The following is a 23,992-nucleotide window of genomic DNA, read 5'->3' as shown; positions in this document are numbered from 1 at the left end:
TCAAGAATATAGCATTTTTAGTTTATATTATTTTTTTAATGAATTTCACTAAATGAAAATAGTAAACGCTTTTAGGAGGAATTGTAACATGCAAGGAAAAGTAAAATGGTTTAACAACGAAAAAGGTTTTGGATTTATCGAAATGGAAGGCGCTGACGATGTATTCGTACATTTCTCTGCTATTCAAGGAGACGGCTACAAAGCTTTAGAAGAAGGTCAAGAAGTATCTTTCGACATTACTGAAGGTAACCGCGGACCTCAAGCTGCTAACGTAGTAAAACTTTAATCCAACATATAACAGGAGGTTGCCTTACTTGGTAACCTCCTTTGTTATTCCTTTGTATATTTCCGTTTTACAGAGCAAAAACTATGTGAAATGCGCACTATACAAAGGAGGAATTATTAATGGGATCAGAAGTAAATGATTTTGAAGAAGTGAAATTCCGTGTAGAAACAGCACAAAAAATGGTAGGATCAGCAACAATTTCAATGGATCCAGATACATTAGAGCATGCTACTACTGCTGTAGAAGCAGCTCGCTCTCAGCTTGAAATTATGAAATCTGTTGCAACTGATTTAGATGAGCCATTTTTAATGAATGAGGAAAAGAAATTAAATAAATGTGAGCATCAACTAAACGAAGCAAGACACTAAAAAACATCCAGAGAATTTTCTCTGGATGTTTTTTCATGACAACCGTTCTCCATACTTTTTCAATGTTTCTCCAACTGTACATTGCCGTATACAAAATGAATGGGCATAATATTTACTATTTGTCTTTCGATTATGTTCTCGCAAGAAACATCCTTCACAATACGTTTCTAATAAGTCATTTACCTCTGTAATGAGTTGCTTTTTATCCACCTTTGCACCTCTCTATTCAGTTATTTCTTTATGACTATCAATAACTGTCCCTTCCAATGCTTGCGTAGCTAATTGATGTGCTTCTTTATTTTGTTTTCTAGATATTGGTTCACATATAAGTTTTAATTTCATTTGCTTCGCCTTTTGTTCAATTTGATCTAAATAATGGTTTAAATGCTCATCATAACAAGGCCATTCTCCGGCTAATTGCTGCAGTACAACTTGAGAATCACCGTGAAGTGTAACTGCTTCATACTTAATCCCTAATTCCTCGAGTATATTCATACCGTATAGTAACGATGCATATTCCGCTTCATTATTATCATATATACCTTCTATATATGCATTGCGGCGAATCCGGTAGTTTGTATTTCCTTTTTTATAATACACACATATACCAACGCCAGCTTCTTTCGTTTGCACATCATACCCCCCATCAAAATAAACGAGTATTTCTTGGGGCTCTTCCTCTACTTGCTTACTTAACTTTTTCATCTCTTTTAATGACCATTCCGCGTCCATTTCATCATAAAATGAAAATTCTTTTACTCTTCCTGTTTTCTCAAAATCCTCTGCAAATTGAAGTACTTCTTCTATGTTCATATACTCTGTCGTTAATTCCGTCTGCAATCCGCGCTTTGTTTTATACAACCAATGAATTTTATATTTCATACTTCATTCCCCTTATGTAAGACTTCTTATTTATCCGGCTAATTGAAGCCTCACTTTATTTTATTATATTTTATCAAGAGTCAAAGAATTATATTCAATATAATCACATACAAAAAGAGCCATCCTATATAAGGAATGGCTCTTTCATCTATTACATAAATCTTTCAAATTGTACTCGCTTATTAATCCAGTACATTACAGGCATACCGATCGCCATTACTACGAATTCACCTGCTGCACATGTTAACCAAGTCCACATAAATGGTAGATCAAATGCAAGATGAAGTTCAATTGCAATCATAAACATTGTAATCGTAAAGATAACTGTATTAAAAATCATACGAGCCCAAACACCTTTAATAAATCGCATAGAAATAATCGTTGCAACTAATGCAAGAATAGATTGACCTACTCCAAATACTAAATCATAAGCGATCATAGGTGAGAAAAAGAGATTCGTTAAAAATACACCTAATACAATTCCGTAAATTGCTTTCTTGTTAAATACAACGAGATGATTAAACATCTCTGAAATACGAAACTGTACATTCGTAAAGCCAAATGGCTGAATAAGCATAGAAACAGCAATATATAATGCCGCTAAAATACCATTACCGACTAATGTTCTAATATTCATGACAAAATCTCCTTAGTTTTTTTACGTGGGATGGTTTCGAACCACGTTATTCGTTTTTAAGCAACAAGATTATATTTTACGTGGTAGCCCCTCTTTCGTCAATAGATTCCTATCGTGAACTACCTTTTTTCTTTTAGACAACGTATAATGAAACATATGAAAGATTTAGGAGGTTTCACTTCATGACAGCAACAATTCAAAATGAAAAAGTGATCGTTTCCATTTCTGACAAAGGTGCAGAATTACAGAGCGTTCGCTTAAAAGAAGACAACATAGAATATTTATGGCAAGGTGATTCTGCTTATTGGGGACGCCGTGCACCAATTTTGTTCCCAATTGTCGGTCGATTAGTAGATAATACATACTACGTAGACGGTAAACCATATTCATTAACACAACACGGTTTCGCTCGTGATCTTACTTTTTCTGTGAAAGAACAAAGCGAAACAAAGATCACTTATATCGTTACTAGTAATGAAGAAACATTAAAAAAATACCCATACGAATTCGAATTACTCGTTTCTTATGAGCTAGATGGACAAAGTGTTCATGTAACATATGAAGTAAACAATCCTACTTCTAAAGAAATGTTCTTCTCAATCGGAGCACATCCTGGATTCAACTTCCCTTTATTGGACGGTGAATCATTTACAGATTATCACTTATCGTTTAATGGTTCGGAACGCTTAGAAACAAGCGTATTAGAAGGACCTTATCTTTCAAACAAAAAGCAATTAATCGCTGAAAATACGACTGAATTGCCACTTACATACGATTTATTCAAAAATGATGCACTTATTTTTGAACATATGAATACGAATGAAATTTCGATTCGTTCTCATAAACATAATAAATTTGTAAAAGTAGAATTTGATGGATTTCCATTTGTCGGCGTATGGACACCAGGGGATAACGCACCTTTCTTATGTATTGAACCTTGGTATGGAATCGCTGATGAAGTAAATCCAGCAAAAGATTTCAAGGACAAAAAGGGAATTCAATCTTTACAAGCGAATGAAACATTTACATGTCGTTACAGCATCACAATCGGATAACTACTCTATCCCCTACTTCAAAAAAATATTTAAGTAGGGGATAATCTTATAATTTGGAGGTTTCTCATTTTGATTGAAGTATATATTGATGGTGCATCAAAAGGAAATCCTGGTCCTTCTGGTGCAGGAGTGTTTATTAAAGGCGTTCAGCCGCCTGTACAATTATCAGTACCACTTGGAACAATGTCCAATCATGAAGCAGAGTACCGCGCTTTACTTCTAGCATTAAAATATTGCATTGAGCATAATTATAGCACTGTCTCTTTTCGTACAGATTCGCAGCTTGTTGAGCGGGCTGTTGAAAAGGAATACGCAAAAAATAAAATATTTGCACCTCTTTTAGATGAAGCACTACAGTACATAAAAAACTTCGATCTCTTTTTTATTAAGTGGATTCCAAGTAGTCAAAATAAAGTAGCTGATGAATTAGCTAGAAAAGCTATCTTACAAAATTAACGGGGGTATGAGTGTGAAAAAAGAGTGGATTGCTCCTCTTGCTTTATTATTTGTCTCTTTTATTTGGGGAGCTACGTTTGTTGTCGTTCAAAACGCTATGTCTTTCGTTGGTCCATTTACGTTTAATGGTATTCGCTTTTTATTCGCTGGAATTATTTTATTATTCGTTCAAATTATTTTTTCACAGAAAACTTCAAAACAAGAATTAAAACATAGTAGTTTAGCTGGATTAATGGTTGGGTTCTTCTTATTTGTCGGCTATTTATTACAAACATTTGGCTTACTTTATACAACTTCTTCAAAAGCAGGTTTCTTAACTGGGCTAAGCATTGTTATGGTCCCAATCTTATCCTTTATCTTTTTAAAACAAAAAGCCACCATTTTCATCGTACTTGGCATTGCTGTAGCTACAACAGGTTTGTACTTATTAACAGCTGCTGATTCTTTCCAATTAAATATAGGAGATATACTTGTTCTCGGTTGTGCAGTCGCTTTCGCTGCCCATATTCTTATTAACGGCTTCTTTTCTAAAAAAATATCACCTTTATTATTAAGCACATCTCAAGTATTAGCTGTTGGTATATTTTCTTCTATTTGCGCTTTCTTGTTTGAAGATTGGAAAAAGTTATTTTCAGTATCACTATGGACGAATCAATCCTTTTTATTCGCACTCTTTCTAACTGCCCTGTTTGCAACATCTATTGCTTTTTTCATTCAAACATCGGCACAAAAACACACTTCTCCAACGAGAGTAGCAATTATTTTCGCAATGGAGCCCGTTTTTGCTGCATTAACAGGCGTTCTCGTTGCAAATGAACAACTTTCTATTTCTGCTATTATCGGATGTCTATGTATTTTTCTAGGCATGATTTTTGTTGAATTACCTTCCAAAACAAAAAAAGAAGCGCAGGCTGCGTGAAGTTACGCTTGTAACTTCCGCATAAAAGCCTTAGCGCTTTTTTTATCTGTAATTTCTTCCTCTTTCAATCGTTCTAATAACGCAACGAAATAACTACCATCAAACTGCAATTGATGTTTAATTGTCGCTTCTATTGCTGCGTTCACAATCCCATCAGACGCACCAGTATATCCTTGTCCAAACATAATAAACCCTTGTGCTTCCTCTGATAATTTAAATCCTTTCGTATGTAAGAATGAAAGATAATCTTCTACTGTTTGCATGTTATTCCCACCTACTCAAAAATTCTCCATCTCCTATCATACATGTTTTTACACGCTATGAGAATGAAATTTCTTTGACAACTTTGTAAATCAATCTTCTACTTCTCTTACAATAGAGGATTTCCTAACAATCTGAAGGAATATGTACAGTGGAACTTATTTCATATTAAAGGGGAGACACGATGAAACAAGCACTATTAATTATCGACGCTCAACAAGAATTAATTGATGGAAATGAGCAAGAAAATGAAGTTTTCCGTAAAACCGAGCTATTATCTACACTAAATATAGCCCTGCAGAAAGCAATAGATTCAAATGCTCTTATTGTTTTTGTAAGAGATATCGATGTTGCTTCAGGTAGTGGCGAAGGATTTGAAGTACATAATCAAATTCAAGTACCCCAGTCTGCAATCTTTATTAATAAAGCAGCAACCAATTCATTCTACGGTACTTCTTTACTTGAACTTTTAAAAGAAGAAAACATTAATCATATTGTTATAGGTGGATGTAAAACAGAACATTGCATTGACACTGCCGTTAGGACAGCAACTGTACAAGGATTTGACGTTACATTAATTAAAAACGGTCATTCAACAACTGATTCTAACGTATTGTCTGCAGAACAAATTATTGGTCATCACAATAAAACTTTACACGGTCATTATAACGTTGATCATTTTTCTATGGTGCGAGATATTGAGGAAGACCTCTTTCAGCCAACTCATGACCAATATCGTGATTAAATTGGCTCAAAAAAGAATCCTTCATTTAAAAGGATTCTTTTTTATCCAAAAATTTGCGCTGCAATACTATATAGTTCACTATTTCTTTTTAATAACCGATTACTATTTTTCATCATAATTGGTGGTATATTCACTTTTTTAAAACCAGCAATCTCTAATTCTTTCATGAAATCGTTCTTTCCTTCTAGTACATCAATTCTTAATTTACCATTATGCCCTCTTGCTAAATCATGTACTATTCTCATTGCCATCTCATCATTTTTAGCAACAACCGGCCCTATTATCTTATTTTCTGGTGTTTGTATGCTTAAACCGTAACCTAATACATTTTGTTCCTTGTCCCTTACAACGATACACTGTTCACTTTGCATAATTCTTTTCTTTAAAAACTCTTTTCTATTTGTTCCAAACGCATATTCATCTATTTTTATTATTTTTTCTAAATCACCCTCTTCATAATTCATCACATAATCTTCATTTCTTACACAATAATCTTTCGCATTGTATGAGTTACATATGTATTTAGAAACATAACTTACTGCCCTAAATCCTAACTTTTCATATAAAGGTTTCCCTTCATCCGTAGCAATCAGCATAATTGGAGTATGAGCTGATACGCTTTTAACGCACGCTTCCGTTATTATCTTTCCAATCCCTCTCCCCTTATAATCTGGATGTACAATCACCATTCCGATAGACGCTAATTTCTCCCCATATAATATTATTGCCGCGCTAGCAATTAGTTCCTCTCTCTCATTCCAAACACCGTATACAATCCCTGCGTTAAAAATAGTCTCAATTTCTTCTCTGTTATAATCCCACCCAATATAAGAAGATAATGATACAATATTCCCTGTTTTTGCTTCCCTAAGACGCTCCACTCTAATTTCCAATTCAATCATACTCCATCCCCTTATCTAGACATTTAAATCATTATTATCAAATCAACTTGTACATGTTTCCATTTATTTATCACACACATATCCTATTTTGACCAAGACTATATTGGAAATGAGGTGACAACATGCCCATTACGAATCGATTTTCTACCACCACTAACGGCGCACTCGCTATTACAGGTAATACTTTAGGATTAAGTAAAATTAGTAATCAAAACCGTGCTGGTACAATCGGGGCAATTGGTGCGTTTATAACTACGAATACCGCTTTACAAGTACCTACTTTTCCCGCAGGTACAACGTTAACCTATACACAAAATAGTTCTACCGCTATTTTAAATATCCCTGCTGGTAGCACTATTCTTTACGCAGAACTCGTTTGGGGAGGAAACTATTTATCTCGTGATCAAAACATTACGAGTGTTCTAGGTAATCCCGTTTCATTTACAACACCCGTTTCAACATACTCAATTACTCCTTCAGCTGTTACAGCTTCAAATCAAACGTTCGTTTCAAACTCTATTACATTTGGCTTTTATACTCGTTCAGCAGACGTAACAACTCTTATTCAAGCTGGCGGTTCTGGTTCTTATACTACAGGAGCTGTCCCTGGACTTGTTGATCCTTTAGATGCTTCAAATGGATCCATTAACTCGGCCGGATGGACACTCATTGTCGCTTATCAAAACGGGACATTACCTGCAAGAAATTTAACTATTTACGTAGCTGGTAACCGTGTTTCTGCTGATACTGGTAGTGCAGATGTAGCTGTTTCAGGATTTTTAACACCTTCAGGAGGACCAGTAAGCGGGAGATTATTTTTAAGCTCCACTGAAGGAGATGCAGATTTAATCGGGGATCAAGCTTTATTTGGGCCAAATTTCAGTTCATTAAATGCCTTATCTGGGCCAAATAATGCTGTAAATAACTTCTTCGGTTCTCAAATTAATAATGCCGCTGGAAACTTAGATACAACTGGGACATTTGGAACGCGAAATCAAAGTGCTTCTACAGGCACAAACATCTCAGCAGGAAGACAGGGCTGGGATATTACTTCTATTGATATTTCTCCTTATTTAACAAACTCACAAGTGTCCGCCGCAATCCGTTTAACTACTAACGGAGATGCGTATATGTTAAATACAGTCGGTTTACAAATCAACATAAATTCACCTACTATACAAGCAACGAAAAGCGTGAATAAAAGTGTTGCTGCAATTGGAGATATTCTCACTTATACAGTTACGATCCCTAATACCGGGCTTCTTCCTGCCAATAACGCTATTTTTATAGATAGTCTCCCTAACGGTACTTCTTTTATACCCGGCACTGTAACAGTAGATAACGTACCACAAACAAATGCTAATCCTGCGGCTGGTATATCTCTTGGAACAATCAATAATGGTGCTTCTCGTACAGTAACTTTCCAAGCTACCGTCGTTTCTCTTCCAAGTCAAAATCCTATCTCTAACACTGCTAATATTACATTTCAATATACACCAATCGCTGGAGGAACAACCTTTAACGGCCTTGCAACAAGCAATTCTGCTGGAACACAAATTAATCTGGCAGATATTAATGGAACAAAATCAGTTAACAAACTTTTTACCGATATTGTTGAAACATTAACTTACAGTATTGCCTTAGCTAATATAGGAAATATCGCTGCAACGAACGTTATATATACGGATCCGATTCCTAGCGGAACTACTTTCATTCCAGGTAGTGTAACTGTTAACGGAGTTACTCAAGCTGGAGCAAATCCCGCTAATGGTATACCAATTGGTTCGATTGCAGCAAATTCCACTACTACTGTTTCATTCCAAGTGCTCGTTCCTTCTATCCCTCAAACAAACCCAATATTAAATAGTGGAACAACAACATATCAATACATTCCTGTACCTAATCAACCAGCAGTAAGTGGGACTGATACGACAAATATTGTCTCCACTCAAGTGAATAATGCTACTGTATCAATGACGAAGGCAGTAGATAAAAATTTTGCAGATATTGGTGATACGCTAACGTACACCGTTTCCTTTACAGGTACAGGTAATACCAATGCAAATAACGTTATTTTTACAGATGTCATTCCTACTGGCACAACTTTTGTTCTAAACAGTTTAACAATAGATGGCACGACACAAGTAGGCGCAAATCCCGCTAACAGCGTGAATATTGGATCTATCCCAACAGGCACAACAAAAAATGTTACATTTCAAGTAGTAGTAAACACAATACCCGTGTCAAATGTCGTATCTAACGGATCAAGCGCTTCTTATCAATATACCGTCAATCCTAGCCAATCACCTGTTACGAAAAACATTTCTTCTAATCTCGTTTCCACTCAAATTAACAATGCGAATGTAACATTAACAAAATCAACTAATAAACAATTTGCCACAATTGGTGAAACGATAAGTTATACAATTCTTATTACAAACAGTGGAAATACATCTGCTACTAACGTACAACTAACAGATCCACTTCCAAATGGAACGATATTAAATCCTGGTACTGTAACACTAAACGGAGTTTTGCAAAATGTAGATTCTCTCGTCGCCTTACCTATTGGCACAATTCCTGGTGGAGCTACTTTTACCCTCTCTTTCCAAGTAACAGTCATCAATATTACCGCCCAAAACCCTATCATTAATAATGCCTTTGCTTCTTATCTGTATACTGTAAACCCAAGTCTGCCACCAACTTCAAAAACAGCAAATTCTAATTCTGTTACATCAACAATTAGACTAGCAAATCTCCATGTTAATAAATCTGTAGATAAAACGTTTGCGGAAGTTGGCGATGTATTAACTTACACCTTTGCTCTTACTAACGATGGAAATGTTGCAGCGAACAATATATTACTATCTGATTCAATTGCGAATGGAACCGCCTTTATCCCAAACAGCGTTATAGTTAACAGTGTTACTCAGCCAGGCGTTACACCAGCTAGCATCAATATTGGTAGCATCAATGCTAATACTACAATTACAGCTTCATTCCAAGTAGTAATAACTAGCATTCCAAATCCAAACCCTATTTCAAATAGCGCTTCCATCTCCTATAACTTTATCGTTGATCCAAACGCTTCACCTGTAAGTAAGAACACTACTTCAACTACTACATTTACTCAAGTAAACGATGCAAATGTCATTTCAGCCAAAACAGTGGATCGAGCGTTCGCTACCGTAGGGGATACATTAACTTATACTGTTACTTTGACGAATGCAGGAAGTGTTTCTGCTGATAGCCCTACTTTCGTAGATACGAATCCAGACGGTACTACCTTTATTCCAAACACTTTTCTTATTAATGGTGTACTTCAAAATAACGCAGATCCAAATATAGGTGTTCCACTACCTTCCATTGCTGCTAACGGTTCACTTACCGTCTCTTATCAAGTAACCGTCACCTCTTTACCAACACAAAATCCAACATTAAATTCATCTAGTACACAGTATAGCTTTATTCTAAATCCGGGTGATCCACCAACTATAGAAACATCTGTAAGTAACACTGTAAGTACACAAATTAATTTAGCAAATGTTGTTATTGTCAAAGAAGTAGATTTAACTATCACCGACGTCGGGCAACCAATCACATATACAATTTCTTTAGCTAATCTTGGCAATACTACAGCAAATAATGTTATTGTTACCGATATAATCCCTAATGGCTCCACTATCGTACCAAATAGTATTTTTATAGGTGGTACTTTACAACAAGGTGCAGACCCTAGTACCGGTCTTCAAGTGGGCTCCATTCCTTCGGGTGGTTTTACAACGATTGTGTTTCAAATAAGTGCAAATGGGCTACCTTCACCAAACCCAATTCAAAACAGCGCTGCACTTCAATATAGCTTTATCGCTGATCCAAACTTACCTGCTCTTGTTAGAAACACTGCTAGCAATATAGTAACTACACAAATTAATACTGCTAATATCGTTGCTACAAAACTAACGAGTACAAACTTCGCTGATATTGGTGATGTCATACTATATGCGACTATTTTAACGAATAACGGGAATATCCCTGCTGCTAATGTAACATTTACAGATATCATTCCAGCGGGTACCCTCTTCATTCCTAATACTGTAACGATTAATAATGTCCCTATAGCTAATGCAAATCCTGCTACCGGCATTTCGATTGGTACGATAGGAGCGAATTCATCACGCACCGTTGCATTCCAAGTTTTTGTACCAACTATCCCTGCTGTAAACCCAATTACAAATCAATCAGGCACAACATTCCAATATACGTATGATCCATCCAAACCAGCTGTAATGCAGATGGTTGCTTCTAACACTGTACAGACAACTATTAATAACGCCTCAATTGCCGCTACTAAATCGGCAGATAAACAGTTTGCTAACGTAAATGATATTATTACGTACACAACTACTTTAACGAATAACGGGAATACACCTGCATCAAATATAGTATTTACAGATGCTATCCCAAGCGGGACGTCTTTTATTCCAAATAGTGTAACAGTAAATAGGAATACACTGCCTAATGTAAATCCAGCAAGCGGAATTGCCATTGATCCAATAAATCCGAATGCAAATACGATTATCTCGTTCCAAGTACAAGTAAATTCTATCCCGAATCCAAATCCAATCCCGAACCAAAGCAATACAACGTACCAGTATGTCGTAGATCCTAACTTACCTCCAGCATCCGCTAATACGTTAAGTAACGTAATAACAACTCAAATTAATAACGCTACTATTGTCGCTACGAAGTCTGTGAATACACCGACAGCTGCAATTGGTGATATCGTTACCTATACGATTGCAGTAACAAATACAGGTAATATCCCTGCTAGTGCAACTGTTTTAACAGATGGGCTTGGCGCAGGAGCTTCATTTATCCAAAACTCCGTAACTATCAATAATGTTCCACAACCAGGATTAGATCCTTCACTTGGTGTTCACTTGGCAGATATTTCGCCAGGAGATACTGTATTCATTACTTTTCAAGCACAAATTTTAGCGATACCACCTAGTGGCACATTAACAAATAATGCTCTTGTAAATTATGAATATACCGTGAATCCAAACCAATCTCCTGCTGTTGGTAGCACCGTAACAAATACAACAGTTACACCAATTATTGACGCTACTTTAGTGATAAATAAAAGCGCTAGTACAACTTTCGCTACAATTGGTGATACAATTACATTCACTTCATCTATTACAAACACCGGAAATACTATTGCGAACAACATTATTTTTACTGATACAATTCCAAACGGTACTACCTTTATCCCAAATAGCTTTAAGATAAATGGTGTAACCGTTCCGAATGCAAATCCACAAAACGGTATCAATATTGGTAACTTGAATTCAAATGCATCTGCTACACTCAGTTTTCAAGTAAACATTACAACACTTCCAAACCCGAATCCCATCCCGAACAAATCATCGCTTCAATATAGCTTTATTGTAGATATAAATGAACCGCCAGTTTCACGAACAGTTCAATCTAATAAAACTTTTACACAAGTAAATACTGCTTCTGTTATCGCAACAAAAACTGCAAGCAGTGCTTTTGCTGCTGTTGGAGATACAATTACGTATACAACTACCCTCACCAATAGCGGAAATACTACCGCAAACACACCTGTTTTTATCGATATATTACCACCTGAACTTTCATTCGTTCCTGATAGCGTACAAATTAATACCATCCCACAACTTGGATTTAGACCAGATAGCGGGATTTCTTTAGACTCAATTCCAGTTGGAGGAACGACAACAATTAGCTTTCAAGCTATCGTTGGCTCAATACCAGCTACCAATCCAACTTTGAACCAATCTAGCACAACATACTTGATCATTGTTGATCCTACCCAGCCGCCTGTGACAGAAACAGCTACAAGTAATCCAACTTTAGTTCAAATTAACGAAGCAATTATTCAAGCAACGAAAAGTGTGGATCGACTATTTTCTGACGTAGCACCTGGAAATTCATTTTTAACGTATACTGTTTTATTGGAGAATATAGGAAACACAACTGCTACGAATATCATTTTTACAGATCCAATTCCAAATAATACAGTGTTTATAGAGGATAGCGTTCGAGTAGGCGGGGTTTTATTACCTGGGGTAAATCCCGCGAATGGGATACCAATTGGGGATATTATTGCAGGAGATTTTACAAACGTTACCTTCCGTGTGCAAGTAGTTAGCATTCCAAATCCAATTTTCACAATTGGACCTGGGGGGCCAAACTCACCAGTTGTAAACGGAGCTTCCATTGATTATCAATTTATGACAGGACCTAATTTACCACTCGTTTCAAGAAATACGACATCTAATCCCGTTTCGACACAAATAAATTCTGGGGAAATTGTGGCAATCAAATCTGTAGATAAAACTTTCGCGACAATTGGCGATACAATTTCTTATACGATTACATTAAATAACCCTGGAAATGTCACTTCACAAAATATAATTTTCACAGATATTTTACCTGACGGAACGACATTCATATCTGGCACTCTTACAAACGATTCTGGTACACAGCAAATCGGAAATCCAGCTAACGGGATTCAGATTGGAAATATAAACCCAAATGGAACGGCCGTTATTACCCTCAACGTACTTGTTACAAACATTCCAAGTATAAATCCAATTTCTAATTCTAGTTCTGTACAATTTTCACATGTGGTTGACCCTAGCCAACCTGCCGTATCACAAACGAATGTATCTAATACGGTTTCGACAACTATTAACAGTGCGATATTAACAACCCAAAAAAGTGTGGATAAATCTATTATTTCCGTCGGGGATACACTTACGTATACAACAACTATTACAAATACAGGAAATACACCAGCTACAAATATAACTTTTACAAGTGCAATTCCTCCTAGTACTACTTTTATACCAGATTCCGTCACAATAAATGGCATCCAACAGCTTGGTGCACAGCCAGCACTCGGAGTAAATATACCAAATATCGCGCCTGGTGAAACAGTAACTGTTACCTTCCAAGTAAATGTTATTTCTGTTCCTCCTTCAAGTTCAATTATGGGTAACGATACAATATTATATTCTTATACTGTTGATCCAAACGGAACTCCTGCTACTACTTCTACTTCAACGAATATTGTCACAAACCCAGTATTAGATGCTATGATAACGATGATAAAATCGGTCGATCAAACGCTTGTAACACTAGGCGATACCATTACCTATACGACAATTTTAACGAATAACGGCAATACAAATGCAACGAATATTACTTTCACTGACCTTATACCAGATGGTACAACATTTATTACTGACAGCGTTACAATAAATGGAATCACACAAATTGGATTGAATCCTAATACAGGCATAACGATTGGATCAATTACCCCTAACAGCTCAATATCTATAGCATTTCAAGTGACTGCTACTTCTACCCCTGTTCAAAATCCTATTGCCAATTCCGCTACTGCTTCTTACACATTTATTGCTGATCCCAATGCACCTATTGTTTCAAGAAACGTTACTTCAAACACAGTGTTTACTACGGTTAATACAGCTACCATTCTTTCATTAAAACAAGTCGATAAATCCTTTAGTCGTATTGGGGACACACTCACTTATACTGTCGCTTTAACAAACAATGGAAACTCATCTGCACAAAATGTTATATTCACAGATACCGTGCCAAGTGGAACTACATTTATTGCAAACACATTTTCTATTAATGGAGTTCCTCAAAGTGAGGCGGATCCATCGAACGGTGTGAATATTGGGACAATAACAGCCGGGACTACAGTAACAGTTTCGTTCCAAGTTACTGTTACATCATTACCAACCGAAAACCCAATTGTAAATTTCTCATCAACATCGTATCAATTAGTCTCACCACCTGACTCAGAAACTTCAATTAGTAATCCTGTTTCAACACAGATTAAAGAAGCCATATTATCTATGACGAAAAATGAAAGTGTATCCTTTGCAGATATCGGGCAAACTGCTTTTTATACTACTTCTATTTCGAATATAGGAAATACGGATGCGACTAATATTGTATTCACGGATGTATTACCGAGTGGACTCACATTTGTTCCTAACACATTAACTGTTGATGGTGTTTTACAACCTAACGCGAATCCAAATACAGGTGTATTACTTGCAACACTTCCACCAAATGAAATATATAGTATCGTCTTTCAAGTTACAGTGAACAGCATTCCTCCTAGTAACCCTGCACCAAATACAGCATCAACGACGTATGAGTTTACTGTTAATCCAAGTAATCCGCCAGCATCGAGTGCAGCTACTTCCAACACTACACTTCTTCAAATAAACAACGCAACTATTATTACCACAAAAACAGCTAATCTTACTTTTGCGGACATTGGTAATACAATAACATTTACACTTAACCTCCCTAATACCGGAAATGTGACCGCAACTGATGTAACTATTATCGATATTCTTAATAGCAATTTAAGTTTCGTTCCAAATAGTTTCACAGTTAATGGGCAAACCATTCTAAACGCTGATTTATCAACGGGGGTAAATATTGGTTCCATTAATGGTGGTAATACGGCAATCGTTACATTCCAAGCAACTGTTATTACACTTCCAACACTTAATCCTATTTCTAATTCTGCTTCTACCACATATCATTATGTCGTTGACCCTAGCCAGCCACCTATTACAACTTCCAATCAATCTAATACAACGACAACACAAATTAATAGCGCTATCCTTACTGCACAAAAAAATTCAAATGTATCAACGGTAGATATCGGGCAGGATATTACCTACACCGTTACAATTACAAATGGCGGAAATGTTAGTGCAACGAATGTTATTTTTACCGATCTTATTCCAGACGGAACTTCCTTTGAACCTAATAGCTTTACACTGAACGGAACTACCATCCCAAATGCAGACATCATTACAGGCGTTCCAATCGGTGATATCGCGCCAAACGAATCTGTCATCGTAGCATTTCACATTATCGCCAATGAAATTCCGCCTATAAATCCAATTACTAATCAAGCTAGCGTTAGCTTTCAACATATTGTTAATCCAGCTAATCCTCCAGTTTCAAAAAATATTACTTCTAACAACGTGACAACAAAAATTGAAAGTGCGATTTTAAATACGATTAAAATAGGAGATAAAACTTTTGCAACGATTGGTGATACGATTACGTATACAACGACTATTACGAACACAGGCAATATTCCTGCTAACAACGCTATAATCTCAGACCCTTTACCATCGTGGACACAATTTGTTGCAGGATCAGTTATTGTTGATGGCACTCCATTACCATCCGCTTCGATTATTAACGGTGTTGGCATAAATACAATCAATCCAAATCAAACTGTTACAATCATATTCCAAATACAAATTGTAAGTAATCCTACAACGTTCACACCTGAACTCCAAAACTTAGGTTTTGTTAACTTCCAATATAACGTAGGCAATGCATTACTGGCTCAGCCTGGCAATGTGGAAACGAATGTCTTCGTTACTTCTATTAATACAGCAATACTTTCAGCTGTAAAAACTGCTAATACAGCCTTTGCAAATATTGGAGATACGATCACTTATACAGTTTCGATCCAAAATAACGGCAATACAAACGCTACGAATGTAAATTTCTCAGACCTAATTCCAGCAGGAACGACCTTTGTTGAAAATAGTTTTGCTGTAAATGGAAGTACCATTCCAGGCGCAAATCCAAATAACGGAGTGAATATCGGAACAGTTAGCGCAGGTAGTTCCTTAACCGTTACTTTCCAAGTCATAGTTACATCTACTCCACCTTCAAATCCGATTACAAACGTAGCATCTATTCAATACGTATTCATCGTTGATCCAGCCTCTCCTCCTGTTACAGGTACGATAAATTCTAATAGCGCTTCAACACAAATTAATAACGCAACTGTTACAACTGTTTTACAAGCAAATCGTTCAATTGTATCTATCGGGGATATAATTACGTATACAGCAACATTAACGAATACTGGAAACTTCCCTGCAAACTCTGTATTACTCATTAACGGAGTTCCTGAAGGAGCATTATTTGTTCCAAATAGTGTTACCCTCAACGGGATTTCACTTCCAGATGCAAGTCCAACTCTTGGTATTCCAGTTGGTATTATCGCACCAGGTGATTCCGCTACTATTACGTTCCAATTTCTTGCAAGTTCTATTCCACCGCAAGGAGCGATTATAAATCAAGCACTTACAAGTTACACGTATATTGTCGATCCAAGTCAACCTCCTGTTACAGCAACATCCTCGTCTAATACGGTTAATACAGCTGTTGTTGATGCATCGTTATCCGTAATTAAAAGTACAGATTCTCTCGTACAATCTACTGACGGTACAATCACTTACACAGTAGTCGTTCAAAATAACGGAAATACTACTGCAAATACAGTTACTTTAACAGATTTGGTCCCAGAAGGAACTGCATTTATTCCGAATAGCGTTACCATTAATGGTGTTTCTGTTCCAGGTGCCGATCCTAACGTAGGAATACCATTAAACTCCATCACACCGTCAGAAATCGTCACTGTAACATTCCAGGTTATCGTTCAATCTATACCAAGCGTGAACCCAATTTCTAATACAGCCCGTATTGACTATACTTTTATCGCCGATCCAACTGCTCCTATCATTTCTCGAACAATTACGTCTAATCCTGCTTTCACACAAATTTCGGATGCGACTATCCTTTCTTTAAAAGCAGTCAATGCACCTCAAGCAACAACAGGTGATATTTTGACTTACACAATAACACTAGAAAATACCGGAAATATTCCAGCTACTAATCTCATATTTTCAGATACTATCTCCCAAAATACTACATTCGTAGAAAATAGTTTTACACTTAACGGAACAACTATACTTGGTGCTAATCCAAATGTAGGTGTTACTTTACCTACCCTAGCAGCAAACGCTACTCATCTTATTTCGTTCCAAATTCTTATTAACGATTCATTCTCGCAAGAATCGATTACAAATCAATCCAATACAACATATACAATCCAACCAGACCCAGGGCAACCGCCTATTACTGAAACATCTACTAGTAATATCGTCATTACAAATTTCGTGCAAGCACAATTGACAATTACTAAAACATCCAATCCAACAACTGTAGATATTGGCGGAACTATACTTTATATTTCTGAAGTGAAAAATATCGGTAATGTTGACGCAATAAATATTAATTTCACAGATTTTATTCCAGCTGGGACTACATTCGTTCCCGATAGTGTCACAATTAATGGTGTCCTTCAGCCAGGTGTAAATCCTGAAAACGGAATACCGATTGGAACAATTCCAGCAAACAGTTCCAAAACGATACTATTTCAAGTGCAAACAAATAATCCACCTACTGAAACCGAAATTGCAAATCAATCTTCAGCAACTTACCAATATGTAAGTATTCCTACAGCCCCACCAGTAAATCGCTCTGCAAATTCTAACATTGTTACAACATCACTTCAAAATGCAAATATTATTTCTGTTAAAAGCGCGGATGTAAATTTCATATCAATCGGGCAAATTATTACCTACACAAATACACTACAAAATATAGGAACCGTTCCGGCTAACAATACCGTGTTCATTGATAACATTCCAGAAGGTACTATATTCATTGAGGATAGCTTAGCAATAAATAATGTAACTCAGCCTGGCGCTAATCCTGAAAACGGAGTAACTCTCGGCACGATACAACCAAATGAAACAGTCACTATTTCATTCCAAGTACAACTTACAAATATACCAGAGGGCAATACAGTCATTAATATTTCAGACACTTCGTACGAATACCAAATTGACCCTAGTTCTCCAATTATTCAGCGTAGATCGTTATCAAATGCAGTAAATACTGAAGTGCGAACGGCAAATGTTAGTGCAATTAAATCCGCTAACAGATCCATTACACGTATCGGTCAAATCATCACATATACAGTCGCAGTTACAAACGCCGGTACAATACCTATTACAAATACTCTCCTACTTGACGCAATTGCTTCTGGCACCACATTCGTTCCAAATAGCATTCTTGTAGATGGCGTACCAAGACTTAACGAAAATCCAATTACCGGTATTAATCTTGATATAATTCTTCCAAATAATACGATTATTGTTACGTTCCAAGTAAGCGTAGTCTCTATACCGCCACAAAATAACATTAATAATATCGCCGTCATTCACTATGAGTATCGACCAGACCCAAGCGGACCACCAATTTCAGAAACAACCTCTTCCAATAGTACAAATATACAATTTATTGATGCTATTCTTATTGCTACAAAATCCGCTAATACTGTATTAGCTAACATTGATGAAACCATTGAATATACAGTATTCATTCAAAATAATGGATCGACTACAACTAACTCCATCTTTTTTACAGATACTATAGCGGATGGAACAGTATTTATTCCAGGAAGTGTAATAGTTAACAATACTGTACTTCCTGCAGCAGATCCGAATATCGGCTTTTCCATTCCTAATGTCGCAGCAGGTCAAATGGCTACAATAACATTCCAAGTTTCCGTTACGAATTTACCTGCTGTAAATCCAACACCTAATACTGCAAACATCGTTTACGACTTTATTTTCAATCCTGACTTTGCGCCAATTCAAAAATCTACTACTTCCAATACTACTTTCGTTCAAATTAATGATGCTGATATCATTTCACTTAAAACTGTTGATTTGACCTCTGTAACAATTGGTGACATTTTAACTTATACAACAACTTTAACGAATACAGGGAATACGGATGCCACTACTGTTGTATTTACAGACAATATACCTGATGGAACAACCTTTATTGACGGTAGCGTTTTAGTAAATAACATTCCTCAGCTTAACGCCAACCCAAGTGTAGGTATACTTGTAGGAACGATTGCTCCTAATATTTCTATCCCAGTCACATTTTCTGTTACCGTCGTAGCTCTTCCTGCTAGCGGCCATGTTCAAAATCAATCAACTTCTCGTTATACAATAAACGTGGAAGAACAAATATCGACTAGCAATATTACCTTCACTGAAGTTATTTCTGCTAATGTAATTGCGACAAAAACAACGCCTATCCAATATGCTGACTTACAAACTATCATCCCTTATACAATTTCCATCATAAATAACGGAAATATACAAGTCGAAAACATTATTGTTACAGATATCATCCCAGCAAATACGAGCTTTATAGAGAATAGTGTTATCGTGAACGGCAACGCTCGGCCAAATGACAACCCTCTTAACGGTATACAAATTGATAACATTCCGCCTAATACGACAGCAACTATTCTATTCCAAGTACGGGTTACTTCGATTCCACAAACAAATCCAATCTCTAACACGAGTACAATTGAATATGAATACACGGTACCAGATCGACCACCTATTACCGAAACTATTATTTCATCAGCTGCCGCAACAGAAATTAATCACGCGAATTTGAATAGTAATAAAGCTGTTGATCTTGCATTTGCAACGGTTGGTGATACGTTAACGTATACGATTACACTAAATCAAACCGGTAATGTTGCAGTAAATGATGTAATCATTCAAGATATTATCCCTCAAGGTACTACGTTTATAGAAAATAGCGTCATTGTAAACGGAGAAACTCTTCCAGGAGCGAATCCAGTAAGTGGCATACCAATTGGTACTATAATTGTAGGTGGAGACGCTATCGTTTCATTCCAAGTAACTGTGACTTCTATTCCAACACCAAATGAACTAAACAACAACGCAATTACTACTTTTAACTATATAGTCAGCCCAAATAACGTACCCGTTACAAATACGACTATAACAAATACCGTCACAACTACTGTCCAAAATGATAATGTCATTGCCATAAAATCTGTTGATGTAACGAATGCCTTACCTGCTCAAACTTTAACGTATACAATTACGATTACGAATAGCGGTAATGTAACGATTGAAGACCTTCTTGCCATAGACACCGTACCAATAGATACGACTTTTGTTGCTGGTAGTGTTACGATTAACGGAATCAATCAGCCTAATGAGAATCCTGAAAATGGTATTACGTTAGGAAATCTTGCTCCTAATGACTCTGTCATTATTACGTTCCAAGTGACAATATCTTCTTCTACTCTTCAACCTACAATTAATAACGATGCTTCTGTTTCCTATACCGTTATCATTGATCCAACAAAACCACCTATTACAATTACAAAGCAAACAAATACCGTTACAACGACAGTCATTGATCCAATGGTTCGTATTGAAAAAACAGCTGACAAATCTATTGTCGTTATAGGAGATATCATTACATTCACATTAGCGGTATTTAATCACTCCCCAATTCCGACAATCAGCACTTCTGTTATAGACACAATTCCAGCTGGTACAACATTTATAGAAAACAGCGTAACAATTAACGGTACTCCCGTTCCAAATGTTCGTCCAGACACTGGTATTAATATCGGCTCTTTACCTGCAGATTCAGTAGCAACTATAACATTTCAAGTCCTCGTAACTTCTATTCCTTCAAACAGTACAATTATAAATTCTGCAACAGTTACCGCTGCCTTTCAATTGACACCACAGGATCCAATTATTACTTTCATTGTTAATTCAAATATCGTTCGTATACCAGTTCAATTTATAACTACAACAGTCACGAAAAATGCTTCCGTCAGCTCTGCTTATTTAAATCAATATTTTGATTACACGGTGCGCATTACGAATACTTCCAAAATTTCACTCTCAAATATTTCATTACAAGATACTATTCCAGCAGGTTTACAATTTATAAACGGCACTGTCTTTATTAACGGTGAACGCTCTCCACTAGCGAATCCGAATATCGGTTTCCTAGTCGCTACTAATTTGGAACCAAACGAAACAATTATCGTGTTATTCACAGTACAAGTAATAAGTCCACCTGTTAATAATGAATTTAAAAATACGGCCAATATTTCGTTACAACTTCAAGTCTCACCTACCGACCCACCAATTACAGTAACCGTTACAAGTAACGAAAACATCGTCACCTTTGTTTCAGAAAATCCAGATGAAACACTTCCAAATTTAAATTGCTTCTTTGACGGTGAGCGCTTCATTCGTATTACTCCTCGAAATGTACGAAATTACCTTTGGACTTGGATTTGGTGGAAGTAATTGAAACAAAAAAGAGATTGTAGTTTGGTTGAAACCAAATTACAATCTCTTTTTCATTACCTATATTCCACTACGTTGTAACTCGTCCAATGATATACGATTAAACACCATCTCAAGTTATTTTAGTCGTAATAAGTTGGCCAGCTTCATTAATAGTAATTTTCCATTTCACTCCACTAGCAGTCTTCATGATTATACCTTTACTTGCCTCTATTTCAATATCTCCAAACATTCTTCCGCCAGTTGTCGCTAACCAAGCATTCCCATTTTCCATAGAAGATCTTGCAAAGATACGATTAATTCGAAAACGTTTATGATCTTGAGAATAACCACTTAATGTAATTCTAACTTTATATAACTGAGTCGCTTTCATATTCGAAATAATTGTATCGCCAACATTTAATGGAACATCCAACGCAATAACCCAACTTCCAGTTGCGCTTAATGCATATTCAATTTTAATTTTCTTTGGACTCTCTCCCCACCCAAAATACATTCCAAAACAATTTAACATTTGTATTGGTTTTTTCGTAAAATCAAGTTCAATGACAACTGGGTTACTATCTGGAACGTCAATATAGTTTACACTTTGCTCATCTATTAAATTAAAGCAATTGGCTAGATTTCCCCCATACGGTACTTTCCCACTTACTTGTTTAACATTATATTTCTGCTGAGCATTTACTAAAATATCATCTTGATTTCCTATTAAATGAGGTCTATTTAACGTCAAAGGTAACTGAATTCGTAGGGATTCTTCATAAGTAGACTTACAAACATTGTATTGTCCTTTATCTACAATAGTTGTCGAAAGCAGATTTGAAAAAAGGTAGTTACGATGAGAATTGGAAGAAAATTCAATAACAATTTGTTCACTACTCATCCGGTACGTATCCCAAATCATACAATCAAATGTATTATACGCACCTGAACAACGAATTACTTTTTCCGTTTGTTGTCTACATTGCACTTGAATATCATGAAACGTATTTCCTGAACTTTCATTTGGCAAATCACTATTTCCATCTACTTCAATCCCATACACACATCCATCAATAAATATAGATTGAAATACATTGGCGTTAATCCAGCAAGGTGTATTGATATCATTTATATATTCTGTCTTCAAATGTATTGCAGTTTGAAAGTTTTTAATTTGAATAAATTTAACTTGAAAGAAACTAATAAAATCCCATGCCTTTTGACAATAAAAATGTATAGCTTTTCCTTTATACGATGGAGTTGTATTTATTATATTTATATTTGATATAAAAGATTGATTAGGTACTTCGATTTGTTGTGAACCAGAAACATAAATAACAGCAGATTGAAACAATGGATTTATAACTTGAAGAGTACCACCAACTATCGAAGCGTTACTTTGTAGCTCAAATGCATTAAAATCCCCATCAATTTGCAGTGTTACGGTAGGATCCAACTCTAATCTTACGTTTGATTTAATAACAATCGGCTTTACAATTTTGTACGTATTTACCCCTGTAATTCTAACCGTCGAAATTCGATTCGCTACACAATAATCAATAGCTTGCTGAATTGCTAATGAGCTATCATTTCCCGAGTTTGGAACTGCGCCAAAACAATCAATATGAACGCTACTTTCTGGCGCACAATCTTCTTGGGATGAAATATATTCTGACAAAATAAATTCACTCCTCATATTACCTTTTTCATATAATATGTGAGTTGTCTCTTAAAAGTTTCTATAATAAAAAAAACAAACGACCTACTCGGTCATTTGTTTAATTCATATATATTTTTCGTTTCCTCTATCATTTTAGTTAACGAGAAATATCTCATTGCTTTCTCTCGTGCTTTCAATCTAATAGCAGTTACCTTTTCTTCATTCCCTTGTAGTTCCTCAAGCGCACTTGCGAATTTGGATTCGCAATATTCAGATATCAAAACACCTGACTCTCCATCTATTGCTTCATGTATTCCACCAACATCTATTGAAACAATTGGTGTCCCTGTAGCCATCGCTTCAATTACTACCATTGGAAACACTTCACGAAAAGATAATAAAAGTAAGGCATCCATATTCCCTATAAACTCATGCGGCTCTGAAATATTCCCTAGCATCTTCACCCTTTGCTGCAATCCATATTTTTCTATTTCTTTCATAATCGATTCTTTCTCTGGTCCATCACCAGCAATATAAAACATAAAATCATTTCTCTTTTTCAACACATTTGCAATTTTGACAAATAGTTGATGGTTTTTCTCTTTGGATAATCTAGCTAATATCCCTATTTTATATGTAGGTTCTTTCTTTTTCTGCTGGAATAAAAACTTTTCAATATCGACA

Annotated in this window: 14 protein-coding genes and 1 riboswitch; of the genes, 7 read left to right on the top strand and 7 right to left on the bottom strand. The window is 36.1% G+C overall.

Features of this window, described 5'->3' with window-relative positions; translation table 11 throughout:
- Positions 1-88 precede the first annotated feature (88 nt).
- Both cspB and ACQGS6_RS09380 read left to right on the top strand, forming a co-directional pair.
- Positions 89-286 (top strand): cold shock-like protein CspB, encoded by a 198-nt coding sequence (gene cspB, locus ACQGS6_RS09385; RefSeq protein WP_001161731.1) that lies wholly within the window; start codon positions 89-91, stop codon positions 284-286.
- A 119-nt stretch (positions 287-405) separates the two neighbouring features.
- Positions 406-654: a DUF2564 family protein gene (locus ACQGS6_RS09380; RefSeq protein WP_000534392.1), complete on the top strand. Its 249-nt coding sequence runs from the start codon at positions 406-408 to the stop codon at positions 652-654.
- A gap of 33 nt (positions 655-687) precedes the next feature.
- Here the strand turns inward: ACQGS6_RS09380 and ACQGS6_RS09375 are convergent, their stop codons facing one another.
- The 3 genes from ACQGS6_RS09375 to ACQGS6_RS09365 all read right to left on the bottom strand — a co-directional run bounded on the left by ACQGS6_RS09375 (position 688) and on the right by ACQGS6_RS09365 (position 2,173).
- Positions 688-864, bottom strand: coding sequence for a zinc-finger domain-containing protein (locus tag ACQGS6_RS09375; protein ID WP_001987028.1), 177 nt, complete (start codon positions 862-864; stop codon positions 688-690).
- Positions 865-876: 12 nt separating this feature from the next.
- The gene (locus tag ACQGS6_RS09370) at positions 877-1,536 is read right to left on the bottom strand and encodes a ribonuclease H family protein (protein ID WP_000875551.1); all 660 of its coding nucleotides are present in this window, start codon (positions 1,534-1,536) and stop codon (positions 877-879) included.
- Positions 1,537-1,687: 151 nt separating this feature from the next.
- Positions 1,688-2,173, bottom strand: coding sequence for a QueT transporter family protein (locus tag ACQGS6_RS09365; protein ID WP_001026471.1), 486 nt, complete (start codon positions 2,171-2,173; stop codon positions 1,688-1,690).
- 6 nt (positions 2,174-2,179) lie between these two features.
- Positions 2,180-2,224: riboswitch (PreQ1 riboswitch) on the bottom strand.
- A gap of 131 nt (positions 2,225-2,355) precedes the next feature.
- Here ACQGS6_RS09365 and ACQGS6_RS09360 point away from each other — a divergent pair.
- The 3 genes from ACQGS6_RS09360 to ACQGS6_RS09350 all read left to right on the top strand — a co-directional run bounded on the left by ACQGS6_RS09360 (position 2,356) and on the right by ACQGS6_RS09350 (position 4,603).
- Positions 2,356-3,228 (top strand): aldose 1-epimerase family protein, encoded by an 873-nt coding sequence (locus tag ACQGS6_RS09360; RefSeq protein ID WP_000127390.1) that lies wholly within the window; start codon positions 2,356-2,358, stop codon positions 3,226-3,228.
- Between the two features lie 69 nt (positions 3,229-3,297).
- A complete protein-coding gene (locus ACQGS6_RS09355; RefSeq protein ID WP_000573880.1) occupies positions 3,298-3,684 on the top strand; it encodes a reverse transcriptase-like protein in 387 nt (128 codons plus the stop codon).
- 13 nt (positions 3,685-3,697) lie between these two features.
- Entirely contained in the window at positions 3,698-4,603 is a 906-nt protein-coding gene (locus ACQGS6_RS09350; RefSeq protein WP_000712611.1) for a DMT family transporter, read from the top strand.
- 2 nt (positions 4,604-4,605) lie between these two features.
- Here the strand turns inward: ACQGS6_RS09350 and ACQGS6_RS09345 are convergent, their stop codons facing one another.
- Positions 4,606-4,866 (bottom strand): DUF6123 family protein, encoded by a 261-nt coding sequence (locus ACQGS6_RS09345; protein ID WP_001195212.1) that lies wholly within the window; start codon positions 4,864-4,866, stop codon positions 4,606-4,608.
- Positions 4,867-5,048: 182 nt separating this feature from the next.
- On the opposite strand from ACQGS6_RS09345, the gene ACQGS6_RS09340 reads away from it, so the two are divergent.
- Positions 5,049-5,609, top strand: a complete 561-nt coding sequence (locus ACQGS6_RS09340; protein WP_000806320.1) for a cysteine hydrolase family protein — start codon at positions 5,049-5,051, stop codon at positions 5,607-5,609.
- 41 nt (positions 5,610-5,650) lie between these two features.
- Here ACQGS6_RS09340 and ACQGS6_RS09335 read toward each other — a convergent pair whose 3' ends face one another.
- Positions 5,651-6,511: a GNAT family N-acetyltransferase gene (locus tag ACQGS6_RS09335; protein ID WP_000571011.1), complete on the bottom strand. Its 861-nt coding sequence runs from the start codon at positions 6,509-6,511 to the stop codon at positions 5,651-5,653.
- Between the two features lie 122 nt (positions 6,512-6,633).
- Between ACQGS6_RS09335 and ACQGS6_RS09330 the strand changes: the two genes are divergently transcribed.
- Positions 6,634-21,666: a DUF7507 domain-containing protein gene (locus ACQGS6_RS09330; RefSeq protein WP_426965056.1), complete on the top strand. Its 15,033-nt coding sequence runs from the start codon at positions 6,634-6,636 to the stop codon at positions 21,664-21,666.
- 112 nt (positions 21,667-21,778) lie between these two features.
- On the opposite strand, the gene ACQGS6_RS09325 is transcribed toward ACQGS6_RS09330, so the two are convergent.
- Positions 21,779-23,326 (bottom strand): hypothetical protein, encoded by a 1,548-nt coding sequence (locus ACQGS6_RS09325; protein WP_426965055.1) that lies wholly within the window; start codon positions 23,324-23,326, stop codon positions 21,779-21,781.
- Positions 23,327-23,418: 92 nt separating this feature from the next.
- A partial coding sequence (locus ACQGS6_RS09320; protein ID WP_426965054.1) for a glycosyltransferase occupies positions 23,419-23,992 on the bottom strand: 574 nt, incomplete at its 5' end.

Origin of the sequence: Bacillus sp. GMs2/2 (assembly GCF_050172095.1) — a bacterium.
Classification (GTDB): domain Bacteria; phylum Bacillota; class Bacilli; order Bacillales; family Bacillaceae_G; genus Bacillus_A; species Bacillus_A cereus.
The sequence above is the reverse complement of the archived record's forward strand: the minus strand, read 5'-3'. Positions and strand labels throughout refer to the sequence as shown.